Annotated in this window: 20 protein-coding genes and 1 tRNA gene; 9 read left to right on the top strand and 12 right to left on the bottom strand. The window is 37.1% G+C overall.

Annotated features, from left to right (window positions below; translation table 11 throughout):
* Positions 1 to 77: 77 nt before the first annotated feature.
* Entirely contained in the window at positions 78 to 668 is a 591-nt protein-coding gene (locus BUB03_RS15200) for a Crp/Fnr family transcriptional regulator (protein ID WP_073064707.1), read from the bottom strand.
* 183 nt (positions 669 to 851) lie between these two features.
* Between BUB03_RS15200 and BUB03_RS15195 the strand changes: the two genes are divergently transcribed.
* Positions 852 to 1,364 carry a YceI family protein gene (locus BUB03_RS15195; RefSeq protein WP_073064704.1) on the top strand — a complete coding sequence of 171 codons (513 nt, stop codon included), beginning with the start codon at positions 852 to 854 and terminating at the stop codon, positions 1,362 to 1,364.
* 67 nt (positions 1,365 to 1,431) lie between these two features.
* Here the strand turns inward: BUB03_RS15195 and BUB03_RS15190 are convergent, their stop codons facing one another.
* Both BUB03_RS15190 and BUB03_RS15185 read right to left on the bottom strand, forming a co-directional pair.
* Positions 1,432 to 2,160 (bottom strand): pirin family protein, encoded by a 729-nt coding sequence (locus BUB03_RS15190; RefSeq protein ID WP_073064702.1) that lies wholly within the window; start codon positions 2,158 to 2,160, stop codon positions 1,432 to 1,434.
* Between the two features lie 74 nt (positions 2,161 to 2,234).
* Positions 2,235 to 2,810, bottom strand: coding sequence for an isochorismatase family protein (locus BUB03_RS15185; RefSeq protein ID WP_073064699.1), 576 nt, complete (start codon positions 2,808 to 2,810; stop codon positions 2,235 to 2,237).
* A gap of 328 nt (positions 2,811 to 3,138) precedes the next feature.
* Here BUB03_RS15185 and BUB03_RS15180 point away from each other — a divergent pair, with 328 nt between their 5' ends.
* From BUB03_RS15180 to BUB03_RS15160, 5 genes are all read left to right on the top strand, one after another.
* Positions 3,139 to 3,684 (top strand): carboxymuconolactone decarboxylase family protein, encoded by a 546-nt coding sequence (locus BUB03_RS15180; RefSeq protein ID WP_073064696.1) that lies wholly within the window; start codon positions 3,139 to 3,141, stop codon positions 3,682 to 3,684.
* A 167-nt stretch (positions 3,685 to 3,851) separates the two neighbouring features.
* Entirely contained in the window at positions 3,852 to 4,430 is a 579-nt protein-coding gene (locus BUB03_RS15175) for a Crp/Fnr family transcriptional regulator (RefSeq protein ID WP_073064693.1), read from the top strand.
* Between the two features lie 92 nt (positions 4,431 to 4,522).
* Positions 4,523 to 5,020, top strand: a complete 498-nt coding sequence (locus BUB03_RS15170; protein WP_073064690.1) for a cupin domain-containing protein — start codon at positions 4,523 to 4,525, stop codon at positions 5,018 to 5,020.
* A gap of 28 nt (positions 5,021 to 5,048) precedes the next feature.
* Positions 5,049 to 5,888, top strand: a complete 840-nt coding sequence (locus tag BUB03_RS15165) for a helix-turn-helix domain-containing protein (RefSeq protein ID WP_073064687.1) — start codon at positions 5,049 to 5,051, stop codon at positions 5,886 to 5,888.
* Positions 5,889 to 5,985: 97 nt separating this feature from the next.
* Positions 5,986 to 6,582 carry a malonic semialdehyde reductase gene (locus tag BUB03_RS15160; RefSeq protein ID WP_073064685.1) on the top strand — a complete coding sequence of 199 codons (597 nt, stop codon included), beginning with the start codon at positions 5,986 to 5,988 and terminating at the stop codon, positions 6,580 to 6,582.
* Between the two features lie 329 nt (positions 6,583 to 6,911).
* On the opposite strand, the gene BUB03_RS15155 is transcribed toward BUB03_RS15160, so the two are convergent.
* Positions 6,912 to 6,991, bottom strand: a tRNA-Leu gene (locus BUB03_RS15155).
* Between the two features lie 68 nt (positions 6,992 to 7,059).
* Positions 7,060 to 7,827, bottom strand: a complete 768-nt coding sequence (locus BUB03_RS15150; protein ID WP_073064682.1) for an MBL fold metallo-hydrolase — start codon at positions 7,825 to 7,827, stop codon at positions 7,060 to 7,062.
* Between the two features lie 54 nt (positions 7,828 to 7,881).
* Between BUB03_RS15150 and BUB03_RS15145 the strand changes: the two genes are divergently transcribed.
* Both BUB03_RS15145 and BUB03_RS15140 read left to right on the top strand, forming a co-directional pair.
* Positions 7,882 to 9,309, top strand: a complete 1,428-nt coding sequence (locus tag BUB03_RS15145) for a nicotinate-nucleotide adenylyltransferase (protein WP_040995701.1) — start codon at positions 7,882 to 7,884, stop codon at positions 9,307 to 9,309.
* Positions 9,310 to 9,321: 12 nt separating this feature from the next.
* Positions 9,322 to 9,771, top strand: a complete 450-nt coding sequence (locus tag BUB03_RS15140; protein ID WP_040995703.1) for a GAF domain-containing protein — start codon at positions 9,322 to 9,324, stop codon at positions 9,769 to 9,771.
* Between the two features lie 345 nt (positions 9,772 to 10,116).
* Here the strand turns inward: BUB03_RS15140 and BUB03_RS15135 are convergent, their stop codons facing one another.
* From BUB03_RS15135 to BUB03_RS15125, 5 genes are all read right to left on the bottom strand, one after another.
* Positions 10,117 to 10,857, bottom strand: coding sequence for an ABC transporter substrate-binding protein (locus BUB03_RS15135; RefSeq protein ID WP_073064679.1), 741 nt, complete (start codon positions 10,855 to 10,857; stop codon positions 10,117 to 10,119).
* 22 nt (positions 10,858 to 10,879) lie between these two features.
* On the bottom strand, positions 10,880 to 12,202 hold the full coding sequence (mgtE, locus tag BUB03_RS15130) for a magnesium transporter (RefSeq protein WP_040995707.1): 1,323 nt from the start codon (positions 12,200 to 12,202) through the stop codon (positions 10,880 to 10,882).
* A gap of 173 nt (positions 12,203 to 12,375) precedes the next feature.
* On the bottom strand, positions 12,376 to 12,537 hold the full coding sequence (locus BUB03_RS22290) for a bacteriocin-like protein (protein ID WP_265131399.1): 162 nt from the start codon (positions 12,535 to 12,537) through the stop codon (positions 12,376 to 12,378).
* A gap of 18 nt (positions 12,538 to 12,555) precedes the next feature.
* Positions 12,556 to 12,699, bottom strand: a complete 144-nt coding sequence (locus BUB03_RS21935) for a bacteriocin-like protein (protein ID WP_155859115.1) — start codon at positions 12,697 to 12,699, stop codon at positions 12,556 to 12,558.
* A 378-nt stretch (positions 12,700 to 13,077) separates the two neighbouring features.
* Positions 13,078 to 13,629: a hypothetical protein gene (locus BUB03_RS15125; protein ID WP_040995710.1), complete on the bottom strand. Its 552-nt coding sequence runs from the start codon at positions 13,627 to 13,629 to the stop codon at positions 13,078 to 13,080.
* 174 nt (positions 13,630 to 13,803) lie between these two features.
* Between BUB03_RS15125 and rpsO the strand changes: the two genes are divergently transcribed.
* On the top strand, positions 13,804 to 14,073 hold the full coding sequence (gene rpsO, locus BUB03_RS15120) for a 30S ribosomal protein S15 (protein ID WP_040995712.1): 270 nt from the start codon (positions 13,804 to 13,806) through the stop codon (positions 14,071 to 14,073).
* Positions 14,074 to 14,128: 55 nt separating this feature from the next.
* Here the strand turns inward: rpsO and BUB03_RS15115 are convergent, their stop codons facing one another.
* Positions 14,129 to 14,488, bottom strand: a complete 360-nt coding sequence (locus BUB03_RS15115; RefSeq protein WP_040995715.1) for a DUF4260 domain-containing protein — start codon at positions 14,486 to 14,488, stop codon at positions 14,129 to 14,131.
* Between the two features lie 135 nt (positions 14,489 to 14,623).
* The gene (locus BUB03_RS15110; protein ID WP_073064676.1) at positions 14,624 to 16,042 is read right to left on the bottom strand and encodes a sugar MFS transporter; all 1,419 of its coding nucleotides are present in this window, start codon (positions 16,040 to 16,042) and stop codon (positions 14,624 to 14,626) included.
* Between the last annotated feature and the right edge of the window lie 245 nt (positions 16,043 to 16,287).

The raw sequence follows: 16,287 nt of genomic DNA, 5'->3' as shown, positions 1-16,287 counted from the left end.
TTTGGCTAATACTCTGTTGGTCTTTATTCTGACAGTATTATCCTTAGAATTAATAAATGAGAAATTTTTATCCTAATCTATTTTTGTTTCCGGATACGGCTCAAAGTTTCTTTTGTAATTCCCAGATAGGATGCAATAAGATGCTGCGGAAATCTTTGCAAAAATGCAGGATGAGTCTTAAAAAGATTATTGTAACGTTCAGCTGCAGGAAGGCTTATCGCATTATTGATGCGGTTTTGCATCGCTATGCCATGATTCATATCCAGGCGTTTTGTCAGTTCGTTTAGAGCCGGAACTTTTGTCATTTCATTGATACCTTCTTGTGAAATCATCAATATTTCAGTATCCTCACAGGCTTCAATATTATAAATAGTCGGTTTTGAACCTAGCAGACTTTCACGGTCTGCAACCCACCAGTTTTCCAGATAAAGATTAATAACATTTTCTTTGCCTAAGTCGTCCACAGAATATTGTTTCATTGAACCGTTAATGATAAAGCCACAGTATTTGCAGATTTCTCCCTGCTTCAGAAAAAACTGTTTTCTGCTGATTTTTTTGTAAACAAACAACTCTCTTATAAATTCTTTGTCTTCAAGAGTTAATGGTGAAGAGCTGTGTGCTTCGATATAATTGAAAAGAATTAAAAAACTGTCTTGATTAATATTCATACTTATAAGTAGACTTATTTCTGGATTTACGAATTTAATGAAAATTATTTGGTCTTTAAAAATGCTTTTTAAATTCAATAATTGAATTAGTTTTACATACAATATTTATTATCAAATATCAACAATTTCGTTTCAGTGGTCCCTATAAATTTGCAGTGTAAATAACATTTAAATATAATTACAATGGCAACAAAATGGAACTTAGACCCTACACACAGTGAATTGACTTTCAAAGTAAGACATATGATGATTTCAAATGTCAAAGGAAATTTTACCAATTTTGATGTGCAGCTGGAAGCGGAAGACGATACTTTTGCAAATGTAAAAACAATGGCAACCATCCAGACTGATTCTATCTCTACGTACAATACTGACAGAGATAATCATCTGAAGTCTGCTGACTTTTTTAACGTGGAAGTTTATCCTGCAATCATTTTCGAAGCATCAGCATTAAGTAACGAAGTGACAGGAAATCTTACCATTAACGGAATTACAAAACCAGTTACCCTTGATGTAGATTTCAATGGAATCAAAGCTGATCCTTATGGAAATACAAGAGCGGGATTTTCTTTTGAAGGAAAAATCAACAGGAAAAATTTCGGACTTACTTGGCATGCAGCGTTAGAAGGCGGAGGAGTAATGGTAAGCGATGAGGTAAAATTGGCAGGTGAATTACAGTTTGTAAAAGAAGCTTAAAAGCAACAAATTGCAAACAATAGAAAAGCCTTTGGAATCTCAAAGGCTTTTCTATTTGTAGATGAAATCAATGGAATTTATTTCCGCTGAACATTCCCGTCTCACTGTATTTAGCGTCTTTTTTTATCTGAAATAATACAAGATCACTTTCTGCAATCGCTTCAATAGAAAGGCTTTCCTCAAAAATTATACTATCACCTTTCGCAATCCTTTCATTTCCGATTTTAATTTCTCCGTTGAAACAGTAAATGAAATTGATGATTTTTTCACTCCATTCGGGAATCTCTATAACTTTATTCACTTGTAACCTAATATCGAAAATATTAGTTTCAACTCTTAATTTTAATGGTGAATCAGCTCTATTTCCGGCGACCAATCTCCAGGTATTTTCACTGAAAATATTTTCAAATTGATGAAACTGAACCAGTGGCGATAAGTCATTTTCAGAAGGCCGCATAAATATTTGGAGCATTTCCACATCTTCTTCGGCACTTTCTTCGTGTGAAATTCCGCTTCCTGCATTCATCAACATCATATAAGAATTATTCAGATGTTCTTTTTTGCCGGTGCTGTCCATATGAATCATCTTTCCGGAACGGATGTAGGAAAATATTTCGTCATCCTGATGCGGATGCATCGGAACCAGGCCTGGAGGTTTAAATAAAGCATGATCAATTCTTCCAATGGTTAAAAATCCCGTATCATTTTTTTCGAGATTGGTTCCGGGATACAATATTTCGACGTGAAATGTCTGATTTCCGTACGTGTGCTTTGCTGAAGCTCTGGTGATTTTCATAATGTAGGTTTTTAATATTAAAAAAAGAAACACCGCTTTACTTCTGAAAGAATGTTTCTTTTGTAAACTAATTTTTAATGATAGTTTAAAATTCCAACCAGTTTTTGTCCGTTAGGACTGGTCCAGTCAATTGCCAATTCAGAGATGATCTGATCCACTGTCGTAATAATTGCCCCTGCCTGTCTCATTCTTTCCAAAGCCAGATTGTCGCCATATTGGGTATATGAAGCTGATGCGTCTGCAGAAACCTGCACATCATATCCTTCATCCAGCATCTGTAAAACCGGAAAAGTAACACAAATTTCGGTAGTAACGCCAGCTACGAAAAGTTTTTTTCTGCCTAACGCTTTTACTGCTTCATTGAAGCCTTCGTGATGCATCGCGTTTACAATTCCAGGACGTTTGATCCGAGCTTCATACGCTTCAGGTAATATTTCCTGCAGTTCAGGAATCAGCGGACCCTGAATCTGGTCTTCCATACTGGATGTCAAAATCACAGGAAGATTAAGAGCTTTTGCAATTTTTGCAAGCTTAATGGTATTTTGTTTTACCAAATTAATGTCGTGGGAATGTGTCCAAGCCATTGTTCCTACTTGGTGATCGATAAGAAGTATCGCTGCGTTTTCCGGGTTGAATGCTTTTGTGTGCATAATAAATGTATTTAAGTTATATTATTTAATGGTGTACTTCGGCTGTGTAAGTGCTTATTGTACAGGACAAAATTAGGCTGACCCGCTTACAAAAAACGGTGATATTTGATACAAAAAACCTGTGACAAATGTCAATGAATTGATTTAAATATTTGATTTTCAACAAGTAATTAAAATAATGTGTTTTAATGTAATTTTTTTAGATGAAAGAAAAAGTATCTGTAAGAAAAATTGCCAACTCTTCGGGAAATGCTGCCTAACTGTTGCATGCTGTAAAGCCACAACTTTGCACAGTCAATAATGACAAACAATTTTAAAACATATTATTATGGCACGCATTAAAGCACTAAATCCGGAAGAAGCTACCGGAAAAACAAAAGAACTTTTTGATACGGTAAAATCTAAAATGGGAATGGTTCCCAATATGATGAGAACCCTGGGAAATTCGCCTGCTGTACTGAATGCCTATCTGGGATTTAACGCAGGATTGAGCTATTCGTCACTTGGTGGGAAATTAGGAGAATTAATTGCAATTACCGTCGCCAATGAAAACGGTTGTGACTATTGTAATGCCGCTCACAGTTTTGTAGGAGGTAAAATGGGAATCAGCGAACAGGAAATTGATGATGCAAGAAAAGGAACTTCTCCTGATACTAAAATAAACGCAGCTTTAGTTTTTTCAAAAGAAATACTGAATAAAAAAGGAGCTGTTTCCACCGAATCTTTAGAAAATGTAAGAGCAGCAGGATTTAATGATGCACAGATTCTTGAAATTTTAGCTCAGGTCTCGTTGAGCATCTTTACCAATTATGCCAATATTTTATCAGAAACAGATATTGATTTTCCAAAATTGGCAGCCATTTCCCAGAACTAATTATTTTAGATTAAAAGAAGTTTAGTTACCATTAAAAATCGTCCTGAGAAATCAACGGGTGATTTTTTAGTATTGCATTTTGGAGATTAAATATAATAAATGACAATTAAGCGAAAATTTTTAAATTTGATGGATAACGATTTTCTTTATCGCCAGTAAAAACTAAAATGTATCAACAACTTTTTGATTATATAGAACGTTACAGCCATTCAGTTCTTTCTTCAGAAGAAAAAGAGCAGATTCAGTCGCTGTTGTTGCCAAAAAAATTAAGAAAAAAACAGTATTTTCTTGAAGAAGGAAATGTTTGTCCTTACACAGGTTTTATTCTGAAAGGCGCCACGAGACAGTTCAGTGTAGACAGTCACGGAATTGAGTATATTCTTCAATTGGCTATAGAAAACTGGTGGATTGTCGACCGCCAGAGTTTTATGAATCAGACGCCATCCAAATACTATATCGAAGCTTGGGAAAACACAGAATTATTGATTTTACCAAGACCCAATCTTGATGCTTTTCTGGAAATTCCGTCGGTGAGAGATATGTTCTGGAAGATGAGCGAAAACAATCATATTGCTTCACAAAAACGAGTTGATGATGCGATAAGTCTCAGTGCCTTAGAGCGCTATGAAAGTTTTGTTCAACTTCATCCGGATATGATTCAGAGATTTCCTTTGCATCAGATTGCTTCTTACTTGGGAATTTCCCGGGAAACGCTCAGCCGAATCAGGAAGCAGAGTTTTCGTTAATTGAGTTCTGTTGCACTTATTGTGACAAATGTCAACGATTTCTAGCTTGACACTGATGTAAATTTGTTTCATTAATAATTTAAGAAAACAAAATGAACGCCGATATCAACATTAACATTATAGAAGAGGGAAGTGGTAAAAGATTGGCAGTTGCAGGAGGAAATTACCGTATCATTATTTCTGGTGAAAAAACGGAAAACCGTTTTGCTGTCATCGAAATGACTGTTCCTCCGAATGGAGGTCCGCCACCGCATTCACATCCTAACACCCACGAAACTTTTTATGTTTTGGAAGGTGAAGTTGAGTTTAAAACTGAAAAAGGAAAAACGGTTGTATCCAAAGGTGGGTTTGTGGAAATTCCTTTTGGTGGGGCTGTTCATTGCTTTAAAAATACGTCGGATTCTTTCGCCAAACTTCTCTGTACCGTAATGCCTGCAGGATTGGAAAAAATCTTTGAAGCGATCGGGCAGCCAGTTTCCGAAGGCGAGTTTTTGCCTGTTCCGGAAATGACGGAAGAACGAAAAAAGTTCCTGCAAAATCTGGATGAAAAGTTCGGACAGAAAACGTTCCCGTCTGATTATTTAGATTGAAATCAATTATAATTAAATCAGAATCAATATGGTTTTCGCTAATAATTCTAATGAGATTTTACAGATTTATGATCTGAATCCCTCTAATTCGGATGTTATTTTTGATGTTAAAAAAACAGATCTTACATTTATCTGGAATACGGGAGAGAAAATGGAGGTTATGGTTGATAAAACCTTATTTAAGCTTAAGAAAAATCAAATAATTTTTCTTACCGAATTTCATAAAATAGATTTTACCGAATTTGAAACGGCGAGAATGGTAAGGTTCAATCAACCTTTTTTCTGCATCATCAATCACGATAATGAAGTGGGAAGCAAGGGCTTACTGTTCTTTGGAGCCTCGGATATTCCAATTGTAACAATTGATGGAACTATGGTGAGAGAATTTGATATTTCTTGGGAGATTTTCTGTTCAGAAATGCAGAAAGTCGATATTTTACAACGTGATATGCTTCAGTCTTTACTTAAACGAATGTTGATTTTATCGGTACGAATTTTAAGGAAGTCCAATAATTTCAATAAGCTTGAAAATAGCCAGGGCGATATTATCCGTGAGTTTAATTATCTGGTAGAGAGTCATTTTACAGAACATCACGATGTGGCTTTTTACGCATCTCAACTGAATAAATCTCCCAAAACATTATCCAATTTATTTTCAATTGTTTCGCAACGTGCCCCGCTGAATATCATTCACGACAGAATTATGATGCACGCAAAGAAACAGATTAATTATTCCAATTTATCGATAAAAGAAATTGCCTACGAACTGGGCTATGACAATATTCAGACTTTCAGCCGGTTTTTTAAAAGTAAGGAAGGCATTTCTCCCGTTCATTACCGTAAAAAAGCTATGGAATTGGTGGCTTAATCGGCACCTCTAAGTATTCGTTATTATCAAATGTCAACAATTTCTGAAGAAAGCGGAACATAATTTTGCATTGTAAACAATATAAAACAACATCACAATGCGAAAATCTCTTTCTAAAGAAGTCTTTAATCAGCTTTTTACAGACGCAAGGTCACATCATCACTGGAAAGATAAACCAGTAAGCGATGAAGATTTGAAATCCCTTTATGAAATCATAAAATACGGACCAACCAGCGGCAATCTTCAGCCAGCCAGAATTGTTTTCGTACGAAGCGATGAAGGTAAAAGAAAATTGTATCCGGCTCTGGAAGGTATGGGAAGTAATTTGGGGCAGGTTCAATCGGCTCCTGTTACAGCAATCATTGCTCAGGACAAACTTTTCTGGCAAGAAGCGCCAAAGCTTTTTCCCCGTATGGATGTTAAAGATATGTTTGAAAATGACGCCGCATTTGCAGAATCGATTGCATACAGAAGCAGTTCTTTAACTGGTGCTTATCTGATAATTGCAGCCCGCGGAATGGGACTGGATGTCTGCCCGATGTCTGGTTTTCAGAATGATATTATTGATGAAACATTTTTTAAAGGAACTTCGTGGAAAGCAAACTTTATCTGCACGATTGGATATGGCGATGATTCCAGATTGTATCCGCGTGACCCGAGATTAACATTTGATGAAGCCTGTCGTTTCGAGTAAAATTTAAAACATCAGAGTTTCAATCATATTTAGATTATGTTAGTTAAAAATTTTTTGATTGAATGTAACGAATAAGCTATTATTGATGTCTTTATCAAAATCAAACTTGAATAAAGTTCGAACGCCACCTCTTAATAATTTAAAAATTATGGAATATTACTCTATAATTTTTTTGTTTACTGTAGTACAAATGGGCCACAGTCAAAAAGCCGCAGGGGCATCCTGCAAGAGTAGGAGTGGATTTTATAAAATATAAAATAATTAGCCACCCTTTTGACCACCTTAAAAATAAAAACCTCTGAAAATCAAATGATTTCAGAGGTTTTCTGTACCCGGAGCCGGGCTCGAACCGGCACGGTTTCCCACTGGTGTTTGAGACCAGCGCGTCTACCAATTCCGCCATCCGGGCATGTGTTAAATTGGTGTGCAAATATAGAAACTTTTTTTAATGTTCAAAAGCTTTTTAAAGGAAAAATTTTAAAATTCTATTTCCAGACCATCGTAGGCCAGATGCATTCCTTCCGGAAGCTCCTTATCTTCAATATCATGCAGGCCAAGATGATGGCTGATGTGGGTTAAAAATAATTTTTTAGGTTGAAGCTCTTTAAACAGGGCAATGACATCAGGAAGAATAAAATGGGCAGGATGCGGATCAAATTTCCGGATGCAGGGCAGGATCAGTACATCCAGATTCTTTAGCTTTTCTTTTTCTGTATCTGAAATGAAATTGGCATCGGTAATATACGCTATGTTTTTAAACTTATATCCGAAGACCGTAATTTTATAATGAATGACTTCAACAGGTGTAATTTCTGTATCCAAAACCTGAAAAGGTTTGTTTTCAATTTCATGAAGCTCAAAAGCAGGAGCTCCCGGGTACCTTACATCGGTGAAAGCATAAGGAAAACGTTTTTTGATCTCATGGCCAACCCTTTGATAGCAATAAATGGGCATATCTTTTCCGCTTTTAAAGATCAGCGGACGCATATCATCAAGCCCGATCACATGGTCATTGTGTTCGTGGGTAAGAAGGGTAACATCTACGTTATTTTCGTGATTAAGAAGCATCTGTTGCCTGAAATCCGGCCCGCAGTCGATCAGTATTTTCCTGCTTTCCTCTGTAGTAACCATTACGGAGGAACGGAAGCGTTTGTCTTTGGGATTTTCGGAGGTACATACTTCGCAAGTACAGCCTATAACGGGTACACCTTGGGAAGTACCGGTTCCTAAAAATTTCAACTTCATTTTCTTTTGAGGTTGGTTTAATTTTGGTAAATTTACGAAAAATTTTACGTCCTAATGTATCAGAAATTAACTCCTAAACAAAAAGCATTAACAATTAATCTAGATCCTACTATTTATGGTACTTTCGCAGAGATTGGAGCAGGGCAGGAGACTGTTCGCCACTTTTTTAGAGCAGGAGGGGCTTCCGGTACAATTGCTAAGGCAATGTCTGCTTACGACAAAGATTTTAGTGATGCCATTTACGGGAAAGAGGTCAAAAACAGATATGTTACCCAGAACAGACTTCGCAAAATGCTCCGTTATGAAGTCGCATTAATTGAAGAAAGAATTTCAAGGGAAAACAATCCAAACAGAAAATTTTTCTCTTATGCCAATACGGTAACCACCATTAATTTCGATAAGACTCTAAAAGGCCACGGTTGGGTAGGAATCCGTTTCCAGACAAAAGAAAATGAAGATTACAATGAGATCGTAATCCACGTAAAGTTTAACGAAAATGATGCTACCCTGCAGCAGGAAACTTTAGGAAACCTTGGGGTAAACCTTATATTCGGAGCTTTTCATTACTACGACAATCCCAGAACTTTAATTGAATCTTTATACGACGACATTGCAAAAGACGGGCTTGAAATTGATATGATCGATTTCAGCGGACCTGCATTTGACTATGTGGATAACAGATTGATGTCTTTGCAGCTTGTGAAGCACGGAATGACAGATGCTGTGATTTTCAATTCCCAGGGAAGTAATATGCTGCCTGCTGACGTTTTATACAAGAAAAATATATTTGCGGTAAGAGGAAGCTTCAGGCCGGTAACGAAGGTGAACATCGACATGCTTAAAAACGGTCTTGAAATGTTTCAGAAAGACGCTACCTGTACCCACGAAGAAACAGAAGTGCTTATTGAAATTACGATTTCAAACCTTAGGGCAGATGGAGATATCGATGAAAGAGACTTTATGGACAGGGTAGATATTCTTGGGAAGCTGGGATATACCGTTATCATTTCAAACTTCTCGGAATATTACAGGCTGATCGATTATTTTGCATCCTACACCACCGGCGATATAGGGGTGGCCATGGGAGTAAATAATCTTCTGATGGTATTTGACGAAAAATATTATAAAGATCTTTCGGGAGGAATTCTGGAAGCGTTCGGAAAATTCTTCAGAAACGGAATGAGGGTATATCTTTATCCGTACAAAGATCCTGAAACTCATGAGCTGCTGGATTCTTCGAATCTTAAAGTGGAAGAGAACTTAAAGGAGCTTTACAAATATTTCAAGCACAATAACCGTATTGTAGATATTACCAACTATAACCCGGAGTTCCTGGAAATCTATTCAAGAGAAATATTAAGAAAAATTGCATGCTGCATTAAAGGCTGGGAAAACCAGGTTCCTGAAGGTGTTGCAGAAATGATAAAAGAACGTGGAATGTTCGGCTATAAAGAAGAACTTTCCTTCAAACAATTCTCCTAAAAAATAAATAAAATGTCAGAAATAAAAAAAAGACTTTCTTCCATTCTTGAAAGTCCAAAACATAATACAGAAGAAAAGCTTGAGAAAGTTTGCCACCTGTTGGATCAGGAAATTTCTTACTTCAACTGGACAGGTTTCTACTTTAAGAACGGAGATAAGGATGAGCTGAAATTAGGTCCTTACGTGGGAGCTCCTACAGATCATACCATCATCCCTTACGGAAAAGGAATTTGCGGCCAGGTTGCTGTTTCCAATGAGACATTCGTGGTTCCGGATGTTCACCAGGAAAGTAATTACCTAAGCTGTTCTATTGATACAAAAGCGGAAATCGTAGTTCCTATTTTCAAAGACGGTCAGAATATCGGCCAGATTGATATTGATTCTCATACCGTGGATCCTTTTACAAAAGAGGACCGCGAATTGCTGGAATGGCTTTGTAATGAAGTTTCCAAAATTTTGTAATTGAAATTTCAGTTAAAATATAAAAAACTCCGATCTTTGATCGGAGCTTTTTATTGGTATAGGGTTGAGGAGCGAACCAGCTGATATCTAAAATTCATCTGGCGGCTGAGGTACTTGAAGCCACCAGACCAATTGATGGGAAATTGTTGACTTCGAGTGCCTCAGTCAAAAGGTGAGTTTTTTACCACCCCGTCAAAAATTCAAAGAATTTTTGCCATCCCTCCGGAGGAGGGGAATTGTGATCCGACGAATTTCTGTCGTTAGAAAAATGAAAATGTTTGATTTTCAGTAAACTTAAATACTCTTAAGTGTTTAAAATCTTTTGCTCCTTTTGCGGTTAAATGATTACCGCTCCATTGCATGGATTTCTGCCAATAATTCTCTGAAATAATTCCCGCATTTCGCAATATGCGTTCCGTACCACGAAAAAGCTTCTCCATCCACGATCATGATTTTTTTATCCGGGTAAAATGCTTTCATTTCCTCAATATGTTTTTCTTTGAAGGGGAATGGTTCGGAAGAGAGCATAATTACGTCTGCACCGGCAAGATCTTCCATTTCAATCACCGGATAGCGGGTTTTATCTTTAAAAATATTTTCAAAACCTGTTTCTGCCAGAATTTTATGGATAAAAGTATCCGAACCGATGGTCATATAAGGATTCTTCCAGATGAGGTAAGCTGCTTTTATATTTGCTGAATCAAGCTTAGCCTGTTCCAGAACATCATAAATCTTGAGATTAAACTGTTGTGCCCTTTCTTTTTTATTAAAGATATTTCCAAGGGTTTTGAGCAGATAATAATTATCCTCAATGGTTTCCACATTCGTTACCAAAACTTTACAGTCATCCATCAGGGCCTCCACCTGTTCTTTGATATTTTCTTCCTTATTGGCAAGGATAAGATCCGGTTGGAGAGCTTTAATCTTATCAATATTGATGTTTTTTGTGCCGCCGATAACAGGGACATTTTTTACTTTATCTGCGGGATGGATACAGAATTTGGTCCTTCCGACTACTTCATTCTCAGTAAGGCCAAGATCAAATAATGCCTCTGTAATAGAGGGGACTAGAGAAACAACTTTCATATTCAGACTTTGTCTGCCTAAATTACAAAAGTTTTCCTGTCAGGAAAAGTCCTGCAACGGAAAAATAAATAATAAGACCGGTAACATCTACCAGAGTTGCTACAAACGGAGCAGAAGAAGTAGCAGGGTCAAGGTTCAGTTTTTTAAGGATAAAAGGAACCATAGAGCCTGAAAGTGTTCCCCAAAGGACGATCAGAACTAAAGAAACGGCTACGCTTAAACCTACATAAGGCCAGTATACTCCGTAATTGAAAAGACCTATTTTGTGCCAGATCAGGATTCTTAAAAAACCAATAGCTCCGAGAATACCACCCAGGAACAATCCTGTGAAGATTTCTTTTCTCATAACGTACCACCAGTCTTTAAGGCCAATTTCCTGAAGTGCCATAGCCCTGATAATAAGGGTGGCTGCCTGCGAACCGGAATTTCCGCCACTGGAAATAATAAGAGGCACAAACAGAGCCAGAACTACTGCTTTTTGAATTTCATCCTCAAAATAACCCATGGCAGAGGCGGTAAGCATTTCGGAAAAGAAAAGAATAATCAGCCATGTTCCCCTTTTTTTCACCATCTCCATCAGAGACGTTTGGGTATAAGGATCATCCAGTGCTTCAAGACCCCCGAATTTCTGGATATCTTCTGTATTCTGCTGCTCAATCTGGTCAAGGATATCGTCAATGGTTACGATACCTACAAGAACACCGGCTTCTGTTATGATCGGAAGAGCTGTTCTGTCATATTTCTCAAAATAGGTTACTGCGTCTTCTTTTGAAGTGGTGGTCGTAATGGCAACAAAATGATTGTCAGTGATGTCTGAAATCAGTGTGTCTTCTTCGGCTAAAAGTAGGCTTCCCAATGCAATATCATCAATAAGGCGGTTTCTTTCGTCCACCACATAAAGGTGGTTCATGGTTTCCACTCTTTTACCTACTTTCTTGATCTGCTGCAGACATCTTTTTACTGTCCATTCTTTACGGATCTGGATGTAATAAGGAGTCATCAGACGGGCAATGGAATCCGAATCATAGCCTAAAAGCTTCAGAGCAATCCTTCTTTCCTGCGGGTTAAGATGGTTGATTGAATATTTGATCAGTTCGTCCGGAAAATCCTCAAAAAGTGAAGTCCTGTCATCCGGCGTCATTCCGTTCAGAATCTCAGAAACTTCCTCACTTCCGATACTTCTGATGGTTTCTTCCTGGAAATCAGGGTCAAGATGGGAAAAAACTTCTGCTTTGTACTCTTTCGGAACTTTTAAAAATGCCAGGAGCCTCTCATCAGCAGGAAGGTTGCTAAGAGTTTCGGCAATATCGGCAGGATTAAAGATAAGTTCGTCTCTAGAATTCAAAACGTGAATTTTTTGGATATGCAAAAATAATTCAAATATTTAAGACTATGAAGGAAAGCAGGAAAATTAAGGATTAATTAAACCTTAAAATATTTTATTATGTTCTCTTGAAACAAAAAAACACCCGCCGGAGCGGATGTTCAAAAATTAAATTTTAATTCATAAAACCTATATTATTCGAGAATAGGTCCACATAATGGGTAAGGAGAAGGAACACACATTTTTCCCTCACAGCATTCTCCGAAATCGCATTGGGAATGGTCTCTGCATGTTTGGATAATTCCTCCTTTGATCGTCTTTTGTTCTTTTCTGGTGAGCTTTTTAAGATTTTTCATAGCTTAATCATTATAAAGTTAAGGCTCTATACAGGCATATTCTTTACAAATGCCATCACAGCACCATCCGATAGTACATGGTCTTGTAAGGCTGCATTTATCGATGGCTCCACCGTTGATCTGTCTTTGCTGCTCTCTGTTGAGTTTCTTTAATTTTTTCATATCATATAAGTTTTAATTTGCAGAACTAAAATAATAAAAAATATTCAATTATTCACTGTGTGATGAAAATATTTACCTAGTAATCAGTATGTTTTGAGATTTTTTAATTCTATTTAGAAAATAATAAGCGGTACAATGTGAATGGTGAAATGGTGAATTTTATGAAACGATCCCTAATTGACCTGCCAGCCAAATAGACAATTCACACTTAGAAAATTGATTATTGGTCAATGGTGAAAGTCAAATGGTGAATGTTGTAGAGGACTCAAAGTGAATATTGACGCGCGTAGCAGAATTGACCATTCAAAGCCAGAATATTGATTACTTATGAATAGCTAGCCATCAGCTATACGCCTTGGCCACTAACTATCATTAACCCTATAACTCTGCTTCTCCCGAAGCCTTAAGCTTTCTGAGTTTTTTCAGAATATCTTTTATTGCCCCGTCAGTTCCTATTTTAATGGAATTTTCGGTGGAACCCAGAAGACGCATGTTTTTACGGTAGGTATCATAATCTGTTTCTGTTACCAGATTGCCACTTGCATCAAAGAGTTTCATACTGACCACTACCTGGTTGGAAAATACATATTTACCGATCCCGACCTTGAAATATCTTACTTTGGGAACTACAGCGAAATCCGCATCATTATTTATGCAGTAATCAGTGATGGTTTGTTTTTCTACATGATCGAAAGGAATCTGTACTTCGGCTCTTAGTATTTTATTCTTTCTTCCGCTGAAGTTATCGGAAACGGCACTGAAAAAAGCGAGGTTGGTAGGCTCTTTAATTTCTTCAATATCAGGTTCTACCTCGGGATTGAAGTATAAGATCTTTTTTGTTTTATTGTCTGCATTTTTCTGTGCTTTCACTGAAATAACACCAACTAATAAAAAAGTGCTGACCGCCGTAAAGAATATAAATTTTTTCATTGTGTAATTCGTATGCAAAATTACTGCCTTTTCATCGGATGGCATACAATTTATTAAGAATTTTTTAACATTTTTTCTATTAATTTTGATACACGAAATCAATAATGTTTGGCTGAATTAAAAAATAGTTGTAATTTTGCACCCGTTACATAATAATCATTAAACAATATTGGAATGTACTTAACAACAGAAAAAAAGCAGGAAATTTTCGCAAAACACGGAAAATCTGCAACAGACACAGGAAGTGCTGAAGGACAAGTTGCTCTTTTCACTTACAGAATCAATCACTTATCTCAGCATTTAAAGGCTAACCGTCACGATTTCAACACAGAGAGATCTCTGGTGAAATTGGTAGGTAAGAGAAAAAGTTTACTAGATTACCTTAAAAATAAAGATATCGCAAGATACAGAGCGATCATCGCTGAACTAGGTTTAAGAAAATAATCTACAAAGATTGTCAAGATAAAGCAGTTTCGAAAGAAGCTGCTTTTTTTTTTTCTTACTTCTTTTCTTTTCCAATCTTTCCCAAATGGGTATTCTGGAAACTGTCCGGATATTTCAGCCCATAGCCCAGTAATCTGTCAAATGCCGAATGGCCAAACAAAATAGCGCCAGCCATCTGAACATAGGGAAGAGAAAGAGCAGTCCCCACAACATAGATCAGAACAGCCAGCCCAAGATGATGGAATAAGTTATAGAAAAATGCCCCTGTTTTATTATTGACGGTGTATCCAAGCATGGAAATATCCGGAGCCAGAAACAATCCGGCAAACCACCACCATGAAAGCCCCGTTTGTCCGAAAGCCAATATTCCCAACAGTAAAAAGGCAAAATATTCAAGCTGTAACTGAATCTTCATAGCAAAAGGTATTGATTATCCGATAAGTATATGTGTTCAGTAAAAAGTTACATTTTTCAGGTTTAAAACAAAAGTGAGACGTTTCTGAACATCTCACTTTATATAATTGATTAAAATTAAAATATTGTTTTAAATTTAGTGACCTGATTTCGCTTCAGTATTCTCCACATGACCTAAATATTTGCTGCAATACGCTCCAAAGATCAGGATCACCAGATAGCAGAATACAGGAATGATAAATGAATGCTGTACCCCCACCTTATCTGCAAGGTATCCCTGGAAGATAGGAACAATAGCACCTCCCAGTATGGCCATTACCACTAAAGAAGATCCCTGGCTGGTATATTTGCCCAATCCTGAAATGGCCAGCGTATAAATATTGGAAAACATAATGGAATTAAAAATTCCGATTCCCAAAATACTGTACATTGCCAGCTCACCATGGTTGACCATTGCCGAAATAAGAAGTGCCACATTCACTGCTGCAAAAATAGATAAGGTTCTTGCAGGAGCTGCTTTCCCGATAAAGAAAGCGATAAAATTAAGGACAATAAAAGCTAAGAAGAAACTGATCTGGGCAAAGCTTAGATCCACGATACTGAAAATCACAAGAAAAACAGCAGCTGCTGCTCCCAGCATATATATTGCTTTTTTTCCCTGGCTTAATGACTGGTTTAAAGAAATGGCCCCAAGAAAACGCCCGATCATGGCACCACCCCAATACAGGGAAAGATAATTTTTGCTGATAATTTCGTTAAAACCCATAATCTGAGGCTGTTCCAGAAAGCTGATGATAAAGCTTCCTACAGCTACTTCTCCGCCTACATAGCAAAACATAGCAAAAACTCCAAATTTCAGGTGGCTGAACTGAAGAGCTCCCCAGCCTTTTACAATTTCCTCTTCCTGGGTCTGGAAAGAAGGCAGTTTTACTCTGGAAATCAATAAAGCAACCAATAAGAGGATACCGGCAAATATTAAATAAGGGATTCTGGTTGCCACGGCACTGAATGAACCGTCAGGCGATGAGAAAAACTCAAAGATCAAATGTCCGCCAAGTACCGGGGCAATGGTTGTTCCGAACGCATTGAAAGCCTGGGTCATATTCAGACGACTGGAGGCAGATTCTTCACTTCCCAGCAGGGATACATAAGCATTTGCTGTGATCTGAAGTACTGTAAAACCTAAACCGAGAATAAACAGAGCTCCCAAAAACAAAGGATAATAGGAAAATGTGGCGGCAGGATAAAATAGGACACAGCCAAAAGCTGCCAGGAAGATCCCGAAGATGATCCCTTTCTTATAACCTGCTTTATTAATAGGATCTCCTTTTGAAATAGAGATCAGGAAATAAATCAGTGAACCGATAAAATAGGCCCCAAAAAAGCAGAACTGCACCAGCATCGATTCGAAAAAAGTGAGTTTGAAAAGCTGCTTCAGATAGGGGATCAGGATATCATTCATACAGGTGATGAATCCCCACATAAAAAAGAGCAAAGTGATTGTGATTAAAGGAACCGTGTAATTCCTGCTCTGTGTTACTTCTTTATTGATCATAAACATTTATTTATTTTGAAAAAGAATTGTTAGCTCTTTCCGTTGTTTCGTCTGCTGCATATATTTTGAGAAGCAAAGCAAATATAAGGCTGAAGCCTGTTTTCTGCAACTTTTCAGATGCTTTTTCCGTAAATAATCTGTTTTTAAGATAATAAAAACATTATTTACTTATTTTGAGACAATAATACGAAAAATGACCGGACTCTTTAATTGATTTTCTTAAAAAACTTTAATCCGATGTGTTA

The organism is Chryseobacterium oranimense, assembly GCF_900129755.1.
Lineage (GTDB): Bacteria > Bacteroidota > Bacteroidia > Flavobacteriales > Weeksellaceae > Chryseobacterium > Chryseobacterium oranimense.
Note: the sequence above shows the minus strand (reverse complement) of the source record. Positions and strands in the feature narration are given on the sequence as shown.